The sequence below is a fragment of the Pseudomonas sp. R76 genome, from assembly GCF_009834565.1.
Classification (GTDB): Bacteria; Pseudomonadota; Gammaproteobacteria; order Pseudomonadales; family Pseudomonadaceae; genus Aquipseudomonas.
This window is the reverse complement of sequence record NZ_CP019428.1, coordinates 5067127-5086104: the sequence shown is the minus strand read 5'-3', so window position 1 is coordinate 5086104 and position 18978 is coordinate 5067127. Positions and strand designations below refer to the sequence as shown.

The window sequence follows — 18978 nt, the reverse complement described above, 5'->3', positions numbered from 1 at the left end:
TGTGCAGGGCGGAACTCCTTCCGGACGCCGCCCTTTTTTGTGCAAGAGCATTATGCAAAGCAGCAGCAACCTGTTTCCCGTCGCCCTGATCAGCGCTGAACGTCGTGGCGACTTAAGTGAAGATGTGTACCGCCTCAAACCCGGCAACAGCCCCGACGGCACCGTCGAGCTGGCCGTGACGCGTTTGGGCCTGGCCGATGTCCCGGAAAACCGGGGCACGCCGGTTATTTTGTTGCACGGCAGTTTTTCCAACCGGCGTTTCTGGTACTCGCCCAAAGGCATCGGCCTGGGCGCTTACCTGGCGCGCCAGGGTTTTGATGTATGGATCCCGGAAATGCGCGGGCACGGTTTGTCCAAACGCAATCACGACTATGCCAGGAACCGTGTCGCCGACTATGCGCGTTACGATTTACCGGCCATTGGCGCGTTTGTGCGTGAGCAAAGTGCGCAAATTCCGCATTGGGTCGGGCATTCCTTGGGCGGCACGGCCCTGGCGGCGGCATTGGGCGGCCAGCACCTGGGCGCGCCGGCAGTGGCCTCGGTGGCGCTGTTTGGCTGTCAGGTCAGCCGCACCCATTGGCCGTTGAAGATTCCACCGTTGGAGTGGACCGGTCGTTTGCTCCTGAAACGCTTTGGTGAAGTGTCCGGTTCGCGGCTCAAGCGCGGCCCGGAGGACGAGCCGGCAGGCGTGATGATCGAAGCCATGCGCTGGAACGGCCTGTTCGGTCGTTTTGGCGATGGCAAGCAGGACTGGTGGAAAGGTCTGGCAGACGTTGACGTGCCGCTGTTGGCGGTGAGCGCGGCGGGCGACCGGCAGGATCCGGATTGGGCGTGCCGCAAGCTGTTCGAGCAAGTCGGTTCGGAGCATCGCCAATACCTGTGCCTGGGGCGCCAGCAAGGTTTTACCGGGGATTTCGGGCACGTTGAGATGCTGGTCAGCAAAGCCGCGCAGGCTGAGGTATGGCCTTTGGTGGAGCGCTGGTTGAAAGATCCGCTGTCACCGTTAGCCGGGGCAGAATCCCAGGCACTGGAAGCGGTTTGACCCGGCGCTCTGCCAAGGGCGTTTCACTCGTGTGTGGTTGCGGCTAATATATGACGGATTAAACGCTTCTGGTCATATTCAGTCGCGCAGTGGTTATTGCGTTGCGATGAGATGGGTCTGATCATGGCCGCCGCCGACGGGCAACTGCCTAAAGAATGCCTGTTGCGATGCGTTTTTCTGATGTACACCGTGGGATGTTCGACCTCTTCTTTAACGACAGGAGTTTCTCGATGAACCATTACGTGACGCCCGACTTGTGCGACACCTACCCGGACCTGGTGCAGGTGGTTGAGCCGATGTTCAGCAATTTCGGTGGCCGAGACTCCTTTGGCGGCGAAATCGTCACCATCAAGTGCTTCGAAGACAACTCCCTGGTCAAGGAACAGGCCGACCAGCCTGGCGCCGGCAAAGTGTTGGTGGTTGACGGTGGCGGCTCCCTGCGTCGCGCGTTGCTGGGCGACATGATCGCTGAGAAAGCCGCGAAGAACGGCTGGGAAGGGCTGGTGATCTACGGCTGCATCCGTGATGTCGATGTCATCGCCCAGACTGATCTTGGGGTGCAGGCGTTGGCAACCCACCCGATGAAAACCGACAAGCGCGGTATTGGCGACCTGAATGTGATCGTGACTTTCGCCGGCGTGACCTTCCGCCCAGGCGAATACATCTATGCGGACAATAATGGCGTGATCGTCTCGCCAAGCCCGCTGAAAATGCCTGAATAAACCGCAGTAGCCGATAGGGGTGAGGATGTTCGAGGAAGAAAACGCGCAATGGGGGCTGGTGCACGCCCTGGTGCTGGACGGTAAAGGCGGTGCGCGTTCGATTGCCCGGACTGAGCTTGACGACTTGCAGCTGCAGCCACAGGAAAGCCTGTGGCTGCATTGGGATCGCAGCCACCCGCAGACCCAGACGTGGCTGCGTAAAGCCAGCGGCTTGAGCGAGTTCGCCTGCGACCTGCTGTTGGAGGAAAACACCCGTCCGCGCTTGCTGCCGCTGCCCGACGCAGAATTGCTGCTGTTTCTGCGCGGGGTCAACCTTAACCCCGGCGCCGAGCCGGAAGACATGGTATCGGTGCGCATTTTCGCTGCGGCCAGTCGCGTGATTTCCCTGCGCCTGCGCCCGCTGCGCGCAACCGATGAGCTACTGGTGCAACTGGCGGAAGGAAAAGGGCCGAAGACCGCGTCCGAGCTCATCCTTTATATGGCGCAATACCTGACCAATAAAGTGCAGGATCTGGTCACCGACCTGTCTGAAGTCGTCGATATCGAGGAAGAAAAACTGGATGCCGACGAACGGTATACTCCGGAGCATGGCAACGTTTTGCAGATACGTCGTCGAGCCGCTGGGCTCAAACGTTTTCTTGCGCCGCAGCGGGATATTTTCGCCCAGCTCACGCGCATCAAATTGCCTTGGTTCTGTGACGACGATGCCGACTATTGGAACGAATTACACAACAGCCTGACGCGATACCTTGAAGAGCTCGAATTGGCTCGGGAGCGCGTGGGGCTTGTGCTTGAGACCGAAGACCGGCGTTTGAGCCTGCGCATGAATCGCACCATGTATCGCTTCGGGATCATCACCGGGATCTTCCTGCCGATGAGTTTTCTCACCGGTTTGCTGGGTATAAATGTGGGCGGCATTCCGTTCTCTGGCAGCCCTTATGGATTCGTGATTGCGTGCCTGATGATGGTGGCCGTCGCACTGGGACAATGGTGGCTATTTCGACGATTGCGCTGGGTTTGACCTGAATATGACCTGAACGTACGAAGGGGCCATGTGACCCCAGGAATTTAACCCTCGTCTTTTAAAACACTTGCGAGAGGTCTTTATGCACGATCCGTTCGAACAGTCTTTGCGTGACATGCTCAATGCGTCGCCGTCCAACCGTGACGACGATGCTTGCCTTGGCCGCGTGTTGAAAACCGCCAACCGTCAGGTAGGGGCGGGTGACTTGTTCGGTCTGCTCGGTCGTTGGCTGCCGGCGTTGATGATGGCCCTGAACAATGGTTCGGCCCATGTATCGCCGGTGTCCCGTCGTAAACCTCTTGCTCGCACTGCTGATAAGGCTGATTGAATATGGAACTTGATCTCTGGACCCAGAGTCTGGTCACTGCGATGACCGCATTGTGGACCAAAGTGGCGAATTTCATTCCCAACCTGTTTGGGGCGCTGGTCCTGGTACTGCTCGGGTTTGTCGTGGCCAAGCTGCTCGACACCTTGCTGTCCAAATTGCTCGCCAAACTGGGCCTGGACCGCTTGATGGCAGGCACCGGCCTGACCAAGCTGTTGGGGCGTGCCGGCTTGCAAGTGCCGATCTCTACCCTGATCGGGAAGATCGTCTACTGGTTCGTTTTACTTATTTTTCTGGTTTCTGCTGCTCAATCCCTTGGACTTGAGCGAGTTTCAGCTACGCTCGACATGCTGGCGCTGTATTTGCCGAAGGTTTTCGGCGGCGCGCTGGTGCTGCTGGTAGGCGTTTTACTGGCGCAACTGGCCAATGGGCTGGTGCGCGGTGCGGCCGAAGGCGTGGGGTTGGACTATGCTGCGGGCCTGGGTCGAATTGCCCAAGGCCTGGTGATCATCATCAGTATTTCGGTCGCGATCAGCCAGTTGGAGGTCAAAACTGACCTGCTTAACCACGTGATTGTGATTGTTTTGATTACCGTTGGTCTGGCCGTTGCGCTGGCCATGGGGTTGGGAAGCCGGGAAATTGCCGGGCAGATTCTTGCGGGAATCTATGTGCGTGAGTTGTATCAGGTAGGGCAGCAGGTGCGTGTGGGCGAGGTCGAAGGGCAAATCGAGGAGATCGGTACCGTGAAAACTACGGTGCTGACCGATGAGGGTGAACTGGTGTCACTGTCCAATCGGATTCTCCTGGAGCAGCAGGTCAGTAGCCGCTAACCCGGCAAACCCTGCTAATGTACGCCGCCGCGAACCCGGGTGACCGGGCTGCAGCGGACATTGACCTGACTGTCGGCACGACTTGTTTTGAATAAAGCCCAAACGCTGTCCACGCGCTATGACCCCCGTGAGCTCTCTGATGAGGAGTTGGTCGCGCGCTCGCACACGGAGCTGTTTCACGTAACACGCGCGTACGAAGAATTGATGCGCAGATATCAACGCACTCTGTTCAACGTTTGTTCAAGGTATTTAGGGAACGATAGAGATGCGGATGATGTCTGTCAGGAAGTGATGCTCAAGGTGCTGTACGGCCTGAAGAACTTCGAGGGCAAATCGAAGTTCAAGACCTGGCTCTACAGCATCACGTACAACGAGTGCATCACGCAGTATCGTAAGGAACGGCGCAAGCGTCGCTTGATGGACGCTTTGAGTCTGGACCCCCTTGAGGAAGCGTCTGAAGAAAAGGCGCCGGCACCCGAGGAGAAGGGCGGACTCGATCGCTGGTTGGTGCATGTGAATCCGATTGACCGAGAAATTCTGGTGCTTCGATTTGTCGCAGAGCTAGAGTTTCAGGAAATTGCTGACATCATGCACATGGGTTTGAGTGCTACAAAAATGCGTTACAAACGCGCTCTTGATAAATTACGTGAGAAATTTGCGGGCGAGACTGAAACTTAGTGCGTGGCAAATATCTCTTACGTGTAGGCAAGTTCTGTTAGACTTGTCGCCGAGTTGTCCCCCGGTTTGTGGGACTGCTTTACAATCACCAGATGGGGATTTAACGGATGAAACTGAAAAACACCTTGGGCTTGGCCATTGGTACTCTTATTGCCGCTACTTCTTTCGGCGCACTGGCACAAGGCCAAGGCGCAGTTGAAGGCCAGCTGTTCTACAAAAAGCAGTTCAACGATAGCGTTAAGCACATCGAAGACGGCTACAACCCTGGCGCCAGCATCGGTTACTTCTTGACCGACGACGTGTCGATCAACCTGAACTACGACACCACCAACCACACCCGTTCGAACGACGGTACTGGTTCCCAGAAGATCAAAGGTGACACTGGCAGCGTGACTGCTCAGTACCACTTCGGTCAGGCTGGTGTTGATTCCCTGCGTCCATACGTAGAAGGTGGTTTCGGTCACCAGAGCCGTACCAACGTTGAAGCTGACGGCCACAAAGGTCGCGACCAGTCCACCCTGGCTATCGCTGGCGCTGGCGTGAAGTACTACTTCACCAACAACCTGTTCGCACGTGCTGGTGTTGAGTCCGACTACAACCTGGACAACGGCAAGTGGGATTACTCCGCACTGGTCGGCCTGGGCGTAAACTTCGGCGGCAACGCTGGCGCAGTTGCTCCAGCTCCTACCCCAGCACCAGCTCCAGAGCCAACTCCAGAGCCAGAAGCTCCAGTTGCTCAGGTTGTTCGTGTTGAGCTGGACGTGAAGTTCGACTTCGACAAGTCGGTTGTTAAGCCTAACAGCTACGGCGACGTGAAAAACCTCGCTGACTTCATGAAACAGTACCCACAAACCACCACCGTTGTTGAAGGTCACACTGACTCCGTCGGTCCTGACGCTTACAACCAGAAGCTGTCCCAGCGTCGTGCTGACGCGGTCAAGCAAGTTCTGGTCAAAGACGGTATCGCTCCTAACCGTGTAAGCTCGGTTGGTTATGGCAAATCCCGCCCAGTTGCTGACAACGCAACTGAAGCTGGCCGCGCTATCAACCGTCGCGTAGAAGCCTCGGTAGAAGCTCAAGCTGCTCAGTAATTACTGAGTGGTAAAAAAAAGCCCGGCTTAGGCCGGGCTTTTTTTCGCCTGAAATTTACCTCAGCCGCCGGCTGAAACCGCAACGCAAGCGGCCTGATCCGTGGCGGCAACACTGCCGATCACCAGGATCGCCGGGCTCTTCAGGGCGAATGACAGTGCATCCGCGTGCATACGCGCAAGATGACTGCGGCATTCCCGCTGCTGGGGCAGCGATGCATTTTCGATCATCGCTACCGGCATATCCGCCGCCATTCCCCCCTCCAGCAGTTGCTGACGAATCTCCTCCAGCTTCGCCACGCCCATGTACACCACCAATGTCGTCCCGCCCTCGGCCAGCGCGCGCCAGTTCAGGCTGCTGTCGTCCTGGGTATGTGCCGTGACCAGCGTTACGCCTCGGCTGACACCGCGCAAGGTCAGCGGAATGTCGCAATTGGTTGCCCCCGCCAGGCCTGCCGTAATGCCATTGACCAGTTCTACCATCACCCCGCGCGCGCGCAGCCACCTCGCTTCTTCGCCGCCCCGGCCGAAAATGCACGGGTCGCCGCCTTTAAGCCGCACCACGCACTTGCCTTGGCGTACATAACGCAGCATCAAGCGGTGGATAAAATCCTGGGGCGTCGAACGGCACCCGCCGCGCTTGCCAACGGTGATCACCCGCGCATCAACGCAGTGTTCCAGCACCGCCGGGTTGACCAAATCGTCGATCAACACCACATCGGCCTCGTGCAGGGCCCGCACCGCCTTGAGGGTCAACAGCTCCGGATCCCCGGGCCCAGCGCCCACCAGCCAGACTTTTGCGCTCATGTTTTCCCCTCACACACTGATTGCGATTGGCTGCGAGTTGCTGGCCAAAAGACGTTTGATTTCCGGCACACAGGAGCCGCATTGCGTGCCGCAGCCCAATTCTTGTTTAAGCCCGTCCAGGTTCAGGCCACGGGCAATACCGGCGCACACCGCGTTTTCGCTGACGTTCCTGCAGTTGCACAGCGTCTTGTTGCTGGCTGCCGCACCGCCCGGTGGCGCGCTGAGCGGCGCCAACAGCCAGCGGCGCAGTTGATCGTCGGTACGGCCTTCCAGCCAAAGGCTCTGCAGCCAATGCCGGGCCAGGGTTTCGCCCGCCAGACGCAACGCGGTAATACGGCCTTTTTCGATTTTTACCCGCTTGCCGATCGAGCGGCGCGGGTCGTCATAGGCCATGACAGGGCCGTCATTGAGGCCCAGCAGTTCGTCGATGCGGGTCAATAGTTGCAGGTCGGGCGCCTCGGTATGCGCCGCACGTACCAGCAGCGCCGGACGTTCGCGTCCCGCCAGGCTCAAGCTGACGTAGGCAAAGCCTTCGCACAGTGGGCGCAGTGCTTCAAAGTGTTGCTGAACATTTCCTTCAATCAGCGCGAACAGCTGCCACGGCAGGTGTACCGCTTCAAGGCGCACGCCGCTGTGCTTGAGTTCCGGCTGTTTCGACAACGGGTCAAACGCCGGTTGGGTCAGCGCATTGACGCCGCCCTTGAGAAAACGATCACCCCAATGCATCGGCAGGAATGCCTGACCTGGGCGCACGCTGTCGTCACTGTTGACGGCGACGATCACGTTGCCGCGCCGGCTTTTCAGGTTGACCAGATCACCTTCTTTGAAACGATGACGGCGCAATTCATCCGGGTGCAGGCTCAGCAACGCCTCGCTGACATGGCCGAACAGCTGCGCTGCCGTGCCCGTTCGGCTCATGCCATGCCATTGATCACGCAGGCGCCCGGTAATCAGGGTCAGCGGGAAGCGCGCATCGCGCTGCTCCTTGGCGGCGCGGTAAGGGTCGGCGACAAAGTGCGCCCGGCCGCTGTCAGTCGGGAATACGCCATCGGCATACAGACGCGGCGTTCCCGTTTGCGCGCCCGCGGGAAACGGCCATTGCTGCGGCCCGATCTGATCGAGCAGGGCATGGCTGATGCCCGACAGGTCAAGGTCGCGGTCGCGGGTCAGTAGCTTGTATTCATCAAAAATCTGCGCCGGTTGCTCAAAGGCAAACAGGCTGGCCAGCCCCGGCCGCAAGCGACGCTCCAGCCGCTGTGCAAAATCAACGGTAATCGCCCAATCCGGCCGTGCTTCGCCAGGTGGGGCAATGGCGCGGCGCACGTGGGAAATACGCCGCTCGGAGTTGGTCACGGTGCCTTCCTTTTCGCCCCAACTGGCGGCGGGGAGCAGCAGGTCGGCATAAGCCGCCGTCTCGGTGGTACGAAACGCCTCCTGCAATACCACGAAAGGGCACGCCGCTAATGCCGCACGTACGCGGTTCTGGTCCGGCAGCGATTGCGCGGGGTTGGTGCAGGCGATCCACACGGCCTTGATCTTGCCGGCCTGGATTTGCTCGAACAGCTCTATCGCGGTCAACCCGGTAGGCGCCGGCAACGATTCAACGCCCCAATAGGCGGCGACTTCTGCACGGTGTTCAGGGTTGGCGGCTTCGCGATGGCCCGGCAGCAAGTTCGACAAACTACCGGTTTCGCGCCCGCCCATGGCATTCGGCTGCCCCGTCAGGGAAAACGGCCCACAGCCCGGCCGGCCAATCGTCCCAGTGGCCAGGTGCAAGTTGATCAGCGCGCTGTTTTTTGCACTGCCGGCGGTGGATTGGTTCAGGCCCATGCACCACAGCGACAGAAAGCTGCTGGAGGTGCCGACCCATTCCGCGCACAGCCGCAGCTGCTCGACGCTGATCCCGCACAGCTGCGTGACCATTTGCGGCGTGTAGTCATGCACCAGTCGCTTCAACTCGACCAGTCCATCGGTATGCGCCTGGATGAACTCACGGTCGATCCAGTCTTCCCACAGCAATACATGCAAAATCCCATGAAACAGGGCCACATCCGTTCCCGGCAGGATGGCCAGGTGCAGGTCAGCCAAATCGCAGGTGTCCGTGCGCCGAGGGTCGATCACCAGCACTTTCATCTGTGGGCGCCGCGCTTTGGCTTCCTCCAGGCGTCGGAACAATACCGGGTGGGCGTAGGCCATGTTGCTGCCAACGATCATCACGCAGTCGCTGGATTCCAGGTCTTCATAGCTGCACGGCGGCGCGTCGGCGCCCAGGCTGCGCTTGTAGCCCACCACCGCCGAGGACATGCATAGCCGGGAGTTGCTGTCGATGTTGTTGGTGCCGACCAGCGCGCGCGCCAGTTTGTTGAAGCTGTAATAGTCCTCGGTCAGCAACTGCCCGGAGATGTAGAACGCCACGCTGTCCGGCCCATGTTCGCTGATGGTTTCGGCGAACACGTTGGCCGCGTGTTCCAGGGCGGTCTCCCAATCGGTGCGCGCGCGCGCCAAGCCTTTGCCCAGGCGCAGCTCCGGGTACAACGCGCGGGCGGCCAAGTCGCCGGTCAGGTGCAGGCTTGAGCCTTTGCTGCACAACTTGCCAAAATTCGCCGGGTGGTCTGGGTCGCCCTGCACACTGAGAATCTGCGCGCCGTCATGCTCGATCAGCACGCCGCAACCCACCCCGCAATAACAGCAGGTGGACGCGGTGGTCTGGCGGTCCATCAACCTGCGTCCCGCAGGGCCAGCATGACCCGGCCGTTTTCCACGCGGGCAGGGTGATGGTGGGCGCAGCCGATGTCCGGCGCCTGGGCTTCGCCGGAGGCCAGATCAATCTGCCAGTTGTGCAGCGGGCAGGCCACGCGCTTGCCGTAGATCAAGCCTTGGGACAGTGGGCCGCCCTTGTGCGGGCAGCGGTCGTCGAGGGCAAACACTTCGTCGTCACTGGTGCGGAAAATCGCGATGTCACCCTTTGGGCCATTGATGATGCGCGAGCCCAGGGCGTTGATTTCTTCGAGGGCGCAGATATCCAGCCAGTTCATGCCGGCACCTCCAGCTGTTTGACGGGGATGACTTCAAATTCCTTTTTCAGCAGCGGCTGCTCCAGGCGCTCTTTCCACGGGTCCTGCTCGAACGACAGCGAGAATTGCAGGCGCTCGTTGAGTGCCTGGCGCCGGGCCGGGTCTTCCAGCACGGCTTTCTTGATGTGCTCCATGCCTACGCGTTGCAGGTAGTGCACGGTGCGCTCGAGGTAGAAGGCTTCTTCGCGATAGAGCTGCAGGAAGGCGCCGTTGTATTCGCGCACTTCTTCGGCGGTTTTGAGTTTGACGAAGAACTCTGCGACTTCCGTCTTGATCCCGCCGTTGCCGCCGATGTACATCTCCCAGCCGGAGTCGACGCCGATTATTCCCACGTCCTTGATGCCGGCTTCCGAGCAATTGCGTGGGCAGCCGGACACCGCCAGCTTGACCTTGTGCGGCGACCACATATTGAACAGGTCATGCTCCAGCTCAATGCCCAACTGCGTCGAGTTCTGTGTGCCGAAGCGGCAGAACTCGCTGCCGACGCAGGTCTTCACGGTGCGGATGGATTTGCCATAGGCGTGCCCGGACGGCATGTCGAGGTCTTTCCACACGCCGGGCAAGTCCTGCTTCTTGATGCCCAGCAAGTCGATGCGCTGGCCGCCGGTGACCTTGACCATCGGCACGTTGTACTTGTCAGCCACGTCAGCGATGCGCCGCAACTCTGACGGATTGGTCACACCGCCCCACATCCGTGGGACGACGGAGTAGGTGCCGTCTTTCTGAATATTGGCGTGGGCGCGTTCGTTGATCAGGCGCGATTGCGGGTCGTCCTTGGCTTCACCCGGCCAGGTGGAGATCAGGTAATAGTTCAGAGCCGGGCGGCAGGTGGCGCAGCCGTTGGGCGTGCGCCAGTTCAGGTAGCTCATGGTGCCGGCGATGGTCAGCAGATGCTGGTCGCGGATGGCTTGGCGGATTTGCCCATGGTTGAGGTCGCTGCAACCGCAAATGGCCTTTTCGCTTTTCGGTTTGACGTCGGCGGCACCGCCCACGGTATTGATCAGGATCTGTTCCACCAGCCCGGCACAGGAACCGCAAGAGCTGGCGGCCTTGGTGTGTTTCTTGACCTCGTCGACGCTGAACAGCCCGTGTTCCTGGATCGCCTTGACGATGGTGCCTTTGCACACGCCGTTACAACCGCAGACTTCGGCGTTGTCGGCCATGCTCATGGCTTTGTCCTGGCCTTGATGGCCTACATCGCCCAGAGCATTTTCACCGAACATCAAGTGATCGCGAATCTCACCAATCGCGTGGTTCTCACGGATCTGGCGGAAATACCAACCGCCATCCGCCGTATCGCCGTACAAGCAGGCGCCGACCAGGATGTCGTCCTTGATCACCAGTTTTTTATACACGCCGCCAATCGGGTCGGAGAGGGTGATGGTCTCGGTGCCTTCGCCGCCCATGAAGTCGCCGGCGGAGAACAGGTCGATACCGGTCACCTTCAACTTGGTCGAGGTCACCGAGCCTTTGTAAGTGGCAAAGCCCAACTGCGCCAAGTGGTTGGCGCAGACCTTGGCCTGTTCGAACAGCGGCGCGACCAAGCCATAAGCGATGCCACGGTGGCTGGCGCACTCGCCAATCGCATAGATGCGCGGGTCGTAGGTTTGCAGGGTGTCGTTGACCAGAATCCCACGGTTGCACGGGATGCCGGATTTTTCCGCGAGCTCAGTGTTAGGGCGGATGCCGGCCGCCATCACCACCAGGTCGGCGGGGATGATGTCGCCGTTCTTGAATTGCACCGAACCGACGCGGCCATTGCCGGCGTCATGCAGCGCCTGGGTCTGTTCGCACAGGCGGAACACCAGGCCACGGCTTTCCAGTTCGGTTTGCAGCAACTGGCCGCTGGTCTTGTCCAGTTGCCGCTCCAGCAGCCACTCGCCGATGTGCACCACGGTCACGTGCATACCGCGCAGCATCAGGCCGTTGGCGGCTTCCAGGCCGAGCAGGCCGCCGCCAATAACCACGGCGTGCTTGTGGGTCTTGGCGGTGTCGATCATGGCTTGGGTGTCGGCGATGTCGCGGTAGCCGATTACGCCCTGCAAGGTGTTGCCGGGGATCGGCAAGATAAAAGGAGTCGAACCGGTGGCAATCAGCAGGCGGTCGTATTCGGCTTCGGTGCCGTCTTCGGCAATCACAATGCGTTTGACCCGGTCGATCTGCACCACTTTGCGGTTGAGCAACAATTTGATGTGGTTATCCAGGTACCAACTCAGGTCGTTGAGCACGATCTCTTCGAAGGTCTGCTCACCGGCCAGCACCGGCGACAGCAGGATGCGGTTGTAGTTGGTGTGGGGCTCGGCGCCGAACACGGTGATGTCGTACAGGTCGCTGCTCAGCTTGAGCAATTCTTCAAGGGTGCGAACCCCGGCCATGCCGTTGCCGATCATCACCAATTTGAGTTTTTTCATGTCGTTCTCCGCAATGGCTCGACAAATTCCGTGCAAACAAAAAAAGGCGTCCCCGCCAGTTACCTGGCGAGGACACCTTTGTCCGGTCCCGTTCTCTCGGGAAGCTCGACCCTTCGACGTTGAAGGGGCGGCTATGTGTGTGTTGTTGATGAAAGTAATGCAGCGGTTGTGCCAAGTCGCCAGGCGCCCGGTTTAGTTGGGTTGCCATCGAAATCGTGTGGGAAATCGCCCTTTAGTGGTGCAGCAACCAATACACCAGCACCAGGTTGATCAGCAGCGAAACCGTGGCCAGGGTTTGCCAGACCTTGAGCGGCTCGCTCTCCAGCAACGGTCGTGGTCGCACGCTTAATTCACGGCGGTCTGCCTGCTCCAGCGCCAGCAGCCACTCTTCGGCGGTTTCATAACGTTGCGCCGGTTGCGCCGCCACGGCGCGCTCCAGACTCAGCGGCAACCCGTCCGGCAAGTCGGGGCGGTAGCGACTGGCGCTGACTGGCTGGGCGAAACGCGGCCGTTGGAAGGCTTCGATTTCACCGTAGGGATAATGCCCGGTCAGCAGGTAATAGAGCGTGACGCCGACACTGTACAAATCCTGTTGCGGCGTAGGCGGCTCCCCGCCGAATGCTTCCGGAGCGATAAAACTCGGGGTGCCGGGCAGCAGGTGGGCGCGGTCTTCGGAAAGCCCCGGGCAGTAGGCCAAGCCGAAATCCAGCACCCGCAGTTCGCCATCGTCGCCCAGCAGCAGGTTTTCCGGCTTGATGTCACGGTGCAGGATCTGCCGTCGATGCAGCAGGCCCACCGCCCGCAGCAACCGCTCGGCGATGGACTGCCATTGCGCCAGGGGCAATGGACCTTGCTGTTGAAACAGTTGCGCGAGGGTTTGCCCCGGATATTCACGCATCACGTAGTACAAATGCTGGCGCCCACTGGCGGCGTGGGCTTCTGGAAACGCGCGCCCGGCCACCCGGCGCAGAAACCATTCCTCCGACAACAAGGCTTGGCCGGCGTCGCTGTCATCGTCGCGGCTGAGCGGCAAGGTTTTCAGCAGCCACGGCTGCTGCTGGGCATCGCGTACCCGATACAGCAAGGACTGCCGGCTCTGCGCCACAACGCTTTCAACCTGCCAGCCTTCAAAACGTTGCCCGGGCTTCAGCGGCGGTGGCAGCGGCCATTGCTGCAGCTGCACCAATGCATCGCCGAGGGTGGCGGCGCCGAGTTGGTCGATGCGCACCAGCAGCGCGCTGGCATTGTCTTGGCTGGCGGCCAGGTGCGCGGCGTTGACCAGGGTATTCACCGCCACATCGAGATCGGTTTGCTCGCGCAGGATCGCGCTGATGCTGTGATCACCCAAGGTCGCCCATACGCCATCGCTGAGCATCAGGAAGCATTCGCCGGCACGCAGTTCGCCGTCGAGAAAATCCAGCACCAGGTGTTGGTCCAGGCCGAGGGCGCGCTTGAGCACATGCTGCATGCCCGGCTGCTCCCACACATGGTCTTCAGTGATGCGCTGCAACTCGCCGTCGAGCCAGCGATACACCCGGCAATCACCGACATGCGCGAGGGTGAAACGTTGGCCGCGAAACACCAGGGCGCTCAGGGTGGTCAGCAGCGGCTGGCCACCGCCGTTGGCTTGCAGCCAGCGGTTTTGCGCCAGCAACAAACGTTCAAGCGCCTGCGCCACGCCCCAGGTTTGCGGCGTGGCGTAGTAGTCCAGCGCCAGCGCCTGCAAGGTCGAGCGCGCGGCCAGGCCGCCATCGGCGCATTGGCTGACGCCATCGGCGATGGCGCACAAGTAACCCTTGCTCGCCGCCAGTTCGGCCACTGGTGTGACCACGCGCAGCGCATCCTGGTTTTCCGCCCGAGGGCCGATGGCGCTGGCGTGGGCGACGCTCAGTTGCAGGCCCATCAGACGCGCGCGGCGGTCACGGCGGCCGAACCCCAGGTGGTTCTCCAGCGACGTTTAACGCCGTGCAGGCCAAACCAGGCCAGCACGCCCAGGCTGGCGAACAACCACAGGGCGATCTGATAACTGCCGGTGCTTTGTTTGATCGCGCCCATGCCGGCGGCGAGGGCGAAGCCGCCGATACCGCCGGCCATGCCGATCAGGCCGGTCATCACGCCGATTTCACGGCGAAAACGCTGGGGCACCAGTTGGAACACGGCGCCATTTCCTGCGCCAAGGCCGAGCATGGTGCAGACGAAAAGTGCCAGGGCCGCGTAAGAACTTGGCAGATTGAAACCCACCGCGGCGATGCAGATGGCCGCCACGCTGTACATGCCGAGCAGGGTGCGAATCCCGCCGAAACGGTCGGCCAGGGCGCCACCCAATGGGCGCATCAAACTGCCGCCAAACACACAGGCGGCGGTGTAGTAGCCGGCCGTCACCGGGCTCAGGCCGTACTGGTCGTTGAAGTAGCCGGGCAGGGCGCTGGCCAGGCCGATAAAGCCGCCGAACGTCACGCTGTAGAAGAACATGAACCACCAGCTGTCGCGGTCGCCCAGCGCCTTGAAGTAGTCGGCCATGGATTTGGCTTTCGGGCGTTCAGGGGCATTGCGCGCCAGCCAAGCGAAGACGACCAGGGTGATCACCAAGGGAATCAGCGCGAAGCCGAACACATTGCTCCAGCCAAACGCGGCCGCCAGCACCGGTGCGAGCAAGGCCGCAAACACTGTTCCGGAGTTGCCGGCACCGGCGATGCCCATGGCCTTGCCTTGGTGTTCAGCCGGATACCACTGGGACGCCAGGGGCAGGGCGACCGCAAACGACGCGCCGGCCATGCCCAGGAACATGCCCAGGAGCAAGGCTTGCTCGTAGCTGTGGATGCCAAGTTTCCACGCGCCGAACAGCGCGGCAATCACAATCACCTGGCCAATCAGCCCGGCGGTCTTGGGCGACAGTTTGTCGGCCAGCATGCCCATCAGAAAGCGCAACACGGCGCCGGCCAGGATCGGCGTGGCCACCACCAGGCCGCGCTGTTGAGTGGTCAGGTGCAGGTCGGCGGCGATCTGCACCGCCAGTGGGCCCAACAAGTACCAGACCATGAAACTCAGGTCGAAATACAGGAACGCGGCAAACAGGGTCGGGGTGTGCCCGGATTTCCAGAAGCTTGATTTCATCACGCACCTCAACGGTTGGGGTCTTGTAAGAAGGCCAAGTGATGGGGCCGCCGGTTGAAGGCCACCCCACCGGCCCCAGGCTCTGGGGCCAAAACGAAAAAACGCCGCCACCGGGTTCGCAAGGGCAAACCGGATGGGCGACGTCTTTGTCGTAGAAGGGGCAACCGCCGTTGGTTACCTGTGATGAATGCTTAGCAAGAGCTGCGCCAAAACGCGTTGATCCTGATCGTTCCCACGCTCCGCGTGGGAATGCACCCTGTGACGCTCCGCGTCGCCTACGCAAAACGTGCGCCGGATCAGCCGAGCAACTCGCTCATGGCGATGATCTGCTCCGCCACCTGGATCAGTTTCTGCTGGCGGCTCATCGCTTGGCGGCGCATCAGGGTGTAGGCCTCTTCTTCATTGCAGTGCTTCATTTTCATCAGCATGCCCTTGGCCAGTTCGATGCGTTTACGCTCGGCCAACTGCTGATCGCGCGCCTGGAGCTGGGCGCGCAGCGCCTGGTCGCTTTCAAAGCGGGCCATGGCCACGTCGAGGATCGGTTGCAGGCGCTGGGCCTGGATGCCTTCGACGATGTAGGCGCTGACCCCGGACTTGATCGCCTGACGCATCACATTGGGGTCGTGCTCGTCGGTAAACATCACAATCGGCCGCGGCTGGTCGCGGCTGACCAGCACCACTTGCTCCATCACGTCGCGGCCGGGTGACTCGGTATCGATCAGGATCACGTCCGGGCGCACCGTTTCGACGCGCGCGGGCAGGTCGATGGTCAGGCCGGACTCATCGATGACCTCGAATCCGGCCTCGATCAATGCAGCTTTGAGGCGCCCGACCTTGCGCGGGGTGTCGTTGATCAACAGGATTCGCAACATAGTCGTCGTCCTGTCAGCGCAACGCCTGGCGGCTGGTAGCGTCCGCCATGGCGTGCAAGCGGAAGCTGCGGGCATAGGCGGCGGGGTCGGAGCCGTCCCAGATTTTGCCGTCGATCAATTGGCTGCTGCGCATGTCCTGCACGGTTGCCGGCACGCCGACGGCAGCGGCGGCCTGGCGATACAGCTCCAGTTGCTGCACCTGGCGCGCGATGCCGAGGTAGTCCGGGTCTTCGCGCAGCAAGCCCCAGCGCCGAAACTGGGTCATGAACCACATGCCGTCGCAGAGGTAAGGCAGGTTCACCTCGCCATTGCCGAAAAACCGCAGGGCATGCGGGTCTTGCCACTGGTTGCCGAGGCCGTCGTCATAGGCGCCGAGGAGGCGCGGCTCGATGCAGTCCAGCGGTGCATCCAGGTAGTCACGGGCGCTGAGCAATTGCGCGGTGGAGCGGCGGTTCTCCTGGCTGGCTTCGATAAAGCGGCTGGCTTCGAGAATCGCCATGACCAGCACGCGGGCGGTGTTCGGGTATTGATCGACGAAGGCCTGGGTACAGCCTAAAACTTTTTCCGGATGGTCCGGCCAGATCGCCTGAGTGGTCGCCAGCGTGAACCCCTGGTTCTGCTTGACCGCGCTGGCACACCAGGGCTCGCCGACACAAAACCCATCGATGCGCCCGGCTTGCAGGTGCGCGACCATCTGCGGCGGTGGCACCACCACACTGTCGACGTCCTGCAACGGATGAATACCTTGGCTCGCCAGCCAGTAATACAGCCACATGGCGTGGGTGCCAGTGGGAAAGGTCTGGGCGAAGGTCAGTTTTGTTCGGCTTTGGTGCACGTGGCGATCCAATGCCTCAGGAGTGGTCACGCCCTGCTGTTGCAGGCCATGGGACAGGTTGATGCTCTGGCCGTTCTGGTTGAGCCCCATCAACACGGCCATGTCGGTGGGCGCGACGCCGCCAATGCCCAAGTGCACGGCGTAGATCAACCCATACAGGCTATGGGCGGCGTCCAGTTCACCGCTGACCAGTTTGTCGCGCAGGTTGGCCCAGGACGTTTGGCGTTTGAGGTTCAGCGTGAGGCCGTAAGGTTGCGCGAAACCCTGGGTGGCGGCGACCACCAGCGAGGCGCAGTCGGTCAGTGCCATGAAACCCAGGTCGAGGCTGCTCTTTTCCGGGGCGTCACTGCCGTTTACCCAGGCCAGCGCTGTATTCATCGGGTTTTTACCGACCGAATCGTTCATCAACACCTACCTTTTTCTCTCAAAAAAAAAGCACCGTGCCCACAGATGGCGATGCAGGCCAATGCAGGGTCACGACGCCTTTGTCCGTAAGCGCGTTCCGACGTTGGCGCGCGCTCTGATGCAATGTCCATAGCAAGGCACATGCCACGGATGGGCATGCCCAAGGCCCCATCAACTTTCCATCAAGATTGAAACGCGCCGGTCTTTCAGTATGGCCACCTCTTTGCGCCAGACTGTCAGGAACACCTACGGTGACTATCGATTCGCCAGCCATGATGAACCGCTTCGGGTTGCATCGCTGGCTGCTGTGCCTGGCACTGTTGCTGGCCATCGCACCTGTCATGGGCGAAACCTATCAAGCGCGGGATGAAAGCCTGCATACGTTTTTTACCGCCCTGTCGGTGCCTTTGGGCTTGCCGGTAGTGGTCAGCCGCGAGGTGGCGCGCAGAACCCTTTCCGGAACCTTCGACCTGGGGGCGGCGCAGCACACTTTGGAGGCGGTCGCCGAGCAGCAGGGCCTGATCTGGTACAGCGACGGGCAGGTGATTTACCTCTATGAGGCGGGGGAGGCAAAAAGCTCGGCGGTGGCGTTGCGGCATATTTCGGTCGACAGGTTGCGCGGCTTCATGCGCCGTTCTGGCCTTGATGAATCACGTTACCCGCTCAGGCAGAGCGCAGGGCGGACATTCTATGTGTCCGGGCCGCCCAACTATGTAGACCAGGTGCTGCACCTGGCCCAACTGATGGACAGGCCACGCACCGAGGTGCGCGTGGGCGCCCAGACGTTCGGCGTGGTGCAGGTGTTCAACACCCACGTGGCAGACCGTCAGTACGTCATGGGCGGCGAGAAGGTGAATGTATCGGGCATGGCCTCGATGATCGAAACCGTGCTGGCCAGCGAGCAAAAAAATGACACGCAGCGCCCCGCGAGTTTGCTGGCCGACAAGGGCCTGGTAGTGATTGCTTACCCCGACTCCAACAGCCTGTTGATCAAGGGTAAGCCTGAGCAAGTGAAGGCGATTGAGGAACTGGTGGTGCAGCTCGACAAACCCAAGCGGCCGATTGAAGTGTCGCTTTGGCAGGTCGATGTGGAACGCAGCGAATTCGAGAAAATGGGCGCGGCCTGGGCCGAGGAAACAGGCACCGGGGCCTCAGTGACACGCGTATTGGAACCTTTGGAGGATAACCGCTTGATGGCGCAGCTCGGTGTGCTGGAGCGCCGGCGCAAAGCGCGGATCGTTACTTTTCCGGTGATCCTTACCCAAGAAAATGTTCCGGCGGTTTTCCAGGACAACCATACGTTCTACCTGTCCAGTCCCGGCAGCGACAGCCATGAATGGCAGCCTGTGCAGTATGGCACCGAGGCCAGTGTGCTTGCGCGTTTTGCCGAAGCGAACCAGATCGAAATGCAGCTGAACATCAAGGATGACCGTCAACTGGACAGCAAGCTCAAACCTGGCTCGGCGGGGGAGGTGGGGCGAGTGGGAATCAGCACCGTGGTGCGTGTACCGCCGGGCAGGCGCCTTTGGCTGGGCGGTTTTCGACGCGACAGTGACATGACCGGCCGTGCTCGACGCTCCGAGGTGCGGCTGTTTGTGATCCAGGCGCGAGCCGTTGGAAGCGAACTCAAGCTGCTCGCCGGTGCCGTCGGACCGCCGCCATTGACGCAGCGCCAATATGAGCAAGTGCAACGTGCGTTTGTACGTGAACACCTTGAAGTGCCGGAATGAAATAGCCCTTTAAGCAGGCTT

General features: G+C 60.7%; 16 protein-coding genes. 8 read left to right on the top strand and 8 right to left on the bottom strand.

Features of this window, described 5'->3' with window-relative positions:
* Nucleotides 1–52 precede the first annotated feature (52 nt).
* The 7 genes from PspR76_RS22820 to PspR76_RS22790 all read left to right on the top strand — a co-directional run bounded on the left by PspR76_RS22820 (nt 53) and on the right by PspR76_RS22790 (nt 5712).
* Complete coding sequence (locus PspR76_RS22820) at nt 53–1042, top strand: alpha/beta fold hydrolase (protein WP_159958939.1); 990 nt, start codon at nt 53–55, stop codon at nt 1040–1042.
* A 230-nt stretch (nt 1043–1272) separates the two neighbouring features.
* The gene (gene rraA, locus PspR76_RS22815; protein ID WP_159958938.1) at nt 1273–1764 is read left to right on the top strand and encodes a ribonuclease E activity regulator RraA; all 492 of its coding nucleotides are present in this window, start codon (nt 1273–1275) and stop codon (nt 1762–1764) included.
* A 25-nt stretch (nt 1765–1789) separates the two neighbouring features.
* Nucleotides 1790–2785: a zinc transporter ZntB gene (locus PspR76_RS22810; RefSeq protein ID WP_159958937.1), complete on the top strand. Its 996-nt coding sequence runs from the start codon at nt 1790–1792 to the stop codon at nt 2783–2785.
* Between the two features lie 85 nt (nt 2786–2870).
* The gene (locus tag PspR76_RS22805) at nt 2871–3116 is read left to right on the top strand and encodes a hypothetical protein (RefSeq protein WP_005790375.1); all 246 of its coding nucleotides are present in this window, start codon (nt 2871–2873) and stop codon (nt 3114–3116) included.
* A 2-nt stretch (nt 3117–3118) separates the two neighbouring features.
* Nucleotides 3119–3943, top strand: coding sequence for a mechanosensitive ion channel family protein (locus PspR76_RS22800; protein ID WP_159958936.1), 825 nt, complete (start codon nt 3119–3121; stop codon nt 3941–3943).
* Between the two features lie 87 nt (nt 3944–4030).
* Nucleotides 4031–4621: an RNA polymerase sigma factor SigX gene (sigX, locus tag PspR76_RS22795; RefSeq protein ID WP_003193286.1), complete on the top strand. Its 591-nt coding sequence runs from the start codon at nt 4031–4033 to the stop codon at nt 4619–4621.
* A gap of 107 nt (nt 4622–4728) precedes the next feature.
* Complete coding sequence (locus PspR76_RS22790) at nt 4729–5712, top strand: OmpA family protein (RefSeq protein WP_159958935.1); 984 nt, start codon at nt 4729–4731, stop codon at nt 5710–5712.
* 60 nt (nt 5713–5772) lie between these two features.
* On the opposite strand, the gene cobA is transcribed toward PspR76_RS22790, so the two are convergent.
* From cobA to PspR76_RS22750, 8 genes are all read right to left on the bottom strand, one after another.
* Nucleotides 5773–6516, bottom strand: coding sequence for a uroporphyrinogen-III C-methyltransferase (gene cobA, locus PspR76_RS22785; protein WP_159958934.1), 744 nt, complete (start codon nt 6514–6516; stop codon nt 5773–5775).
* Nucleotides 6517–6525: 9 nt separating this feature from the next.
* Nucleotides 6526–9234: a nitrate reductase gene (locus tag PspR76_RS22780; RefSeq protein WP_159958933.1), complete on the bottom strand. Its 2709-nt coding sequence runs from the start codon at nt 9232–9234 to the stop codon at nt 6526–6528.
* Nucleotides 9234–9551 (bottom strand): nitrite reductase small subunit NirD, encoded by a 318-nt coding sequence (gene nirD / locus PspR76_RS22775; protein WP_159958932.1) that lies wholly within the window; start codon nt 9549–9551, stop codon nt 9234–9236. Before nirD ends, PspR76_RS22780 begins: the two co-directional genes overlap by 1 nt.
* On the bottom strand, nt 9548–12001 hold the full coding sequence (nirB, locus tag PspR76_RS22770) for a nitrite reductase large subunit NirB (protein WP_159958931.1): 2454 nt from the start codon (nt 11999–12001) through the stop codon (nt 9548–9550). Before nirB ends, nirD begins: the two co-directional genes overlap by 4 nt.
* Before the next feature lie 232 nt (nt 12002–12233).
* A complete protein-coding gene (locus PspR76_RS22765; RefSeq protein WP_159958930.1) occupies nt 12234–13904 on the bottom strand; it encodes a bifunctional protein-serine/threonine kinase/phosphatase in 1671 nt (556 codons plus the stop codon).
* The gene (locus PspR76_RS22760) at nt 13904–15115 is read right to left on the bottom strand and encodes a nitrate/nitrite transporter (RefSeq protein ID WP_159958928.1); all 1212 of its coding nucleotides are present in this window, start codon (nt 15113–15115) and stop codon (nt 13904–13906) included. Before PspR76_RS22760 ends, PspR76_RS22765 begins: the two co-directional genes overlap by 1 nt.
* A gap of 296 nt (nt 15116–15411) precedes the next feature.
* A complete protein-coding gene (locus PspR76_RS22755; protein ID WP_083357333.1) occupies nt 15412–15987 on the bottom strand; it encodes an ANTAR domain-containing response regulator in 576 nt (191 codons plus the stop codon).
* Between the two features lie 13 nt (nt 15988–16000).
* On the bottom strand, nt 16001–17227 hold the full coding sequence (locus PspR76_RS22750) for a CmpA/NrtA family ABC transporter substrate-binding protein (protein ID WP_159958926.1): 1227 nt from the start codon (nt 17225–17227) through the stop codon (nt 16001–16003).
* 251 nt (nt 17228–17478) lie between these two features.
* Here PspR76_RS22750 and sctC point away from each other — a divergent pair, with 251 nt between their 5' ends.
* Nucleotides 17479–18957 carry a type III secretion system outer membrane ring subunit SctC gene (sctC, locus tag PspR76_RS22745; RefSeq protein ID WP_442966713.1) on the top strand — a complete coding sequence of 493 codons (1479 nt, stop codon included), beginning with the start codon at nt 17479–17481 and terminating at the stop codon, nt 18955–18957.
* Nucleotides 18958–18978: the final 21 nt, after the last annotated feature.

Bases quoted from the DNA above. Each gene is read 5' to 3' on its own strand.
- PspR76_RS22820 (WP_159958939.1), top strand. From the start codon at position 53: ATGCAAAGCAGCAGCAACCTGTTTCCCGTCGCCCTGATCAGCGCTGAA.
- rraA (WP_159958938.1), top strand. From the start codon at position 1,273: ATGAACCATTACGTGACGCCCGACTTGTGCGACACCTACCCGGACCTG.
- PspR76_RS22810 (WP_159958937.1), top strand. From the start codon at position 1,790: ATGTTCGAGGAAGAAAACGCGCAATGGGGGCTGGTGCACGCCCTGGTG.
- PspR76_RS22805 (WP_005790375.1), top strand. From the start codon at position 2,871: ATGCACGATCCGTTCGAACAGTCTTTGCGTGACATGCTCAATGCGTCG.
- PspR76_RS22800 (WP_159958936.1), top strand. From the start codon at position 3,119: ATGGAACTTGATCTCTGGACCCAGAGTCTGGTCACTGCGATGACCGCA.
- PspR76_RS22790 (WP_159958935.1), top strand. From the start codon at position 4,729: ATGAAACTGAAAAACACCTTGGGCTTGGCCATTGGTACTCTTATTGCC.
- cobA (WP_159958934.1), bottom strand. From the start codon at position 6,516: ATGAGCGCAAAAGTCTGGCTGGTGGGCGCTGGGCCCGGGGATCCGGAG.
- PspR76_RS22780 (WP_159958933.1), bottom strand. From the start codon at position 9,234: ATGGACCGCCAGACCACCGCGTCCACCTGCTGTTATTGCGGGGTGGGT.
- nirD (WP_159958932.1), bottom strand. From the start codon at position 9,551: ATGAACTGGCTGGATATCTGCGCCCTCGAAGAAATCAACGCCCTGGGC.
- nirB (WP_159958931.1), bottom strand. From the start codon at position 12,001: ATGAAAAAACTCAAATTGGTGATGATCGGCAACGGCATGGCCGGGGTT.
- PspR76_RS22765 (WP_159958930.1), bottom strand. From the start codon at position 13,904: ATGGGCCTGCAACTGAGCGTCGCCCACGCCAGCGCCATCGGCCCTCGG.
- PspR76_RS22760 (WP_159958928.1), bottom strand. From the start codon at position 15,115: ATGAAATCAAGCTTCTGGAAATCCGGGCACACCCCGACCCTGTTTGCC.
- PspR76_RS22755 (WP_083357333.1), bottom strand. From the start codon at position 15,987: ATGTTGCGAATCCTGTTGATCAACGACACCCCGCGCAAGGTCGGGCGC.
- PspR76_RS22750 (WP_159958926.1), bottom strand. From the start codon at position 17,227: ATGAACGATTCGGTCGGTAAAAACCCGATGAATACAGCGCTGGCCTGG.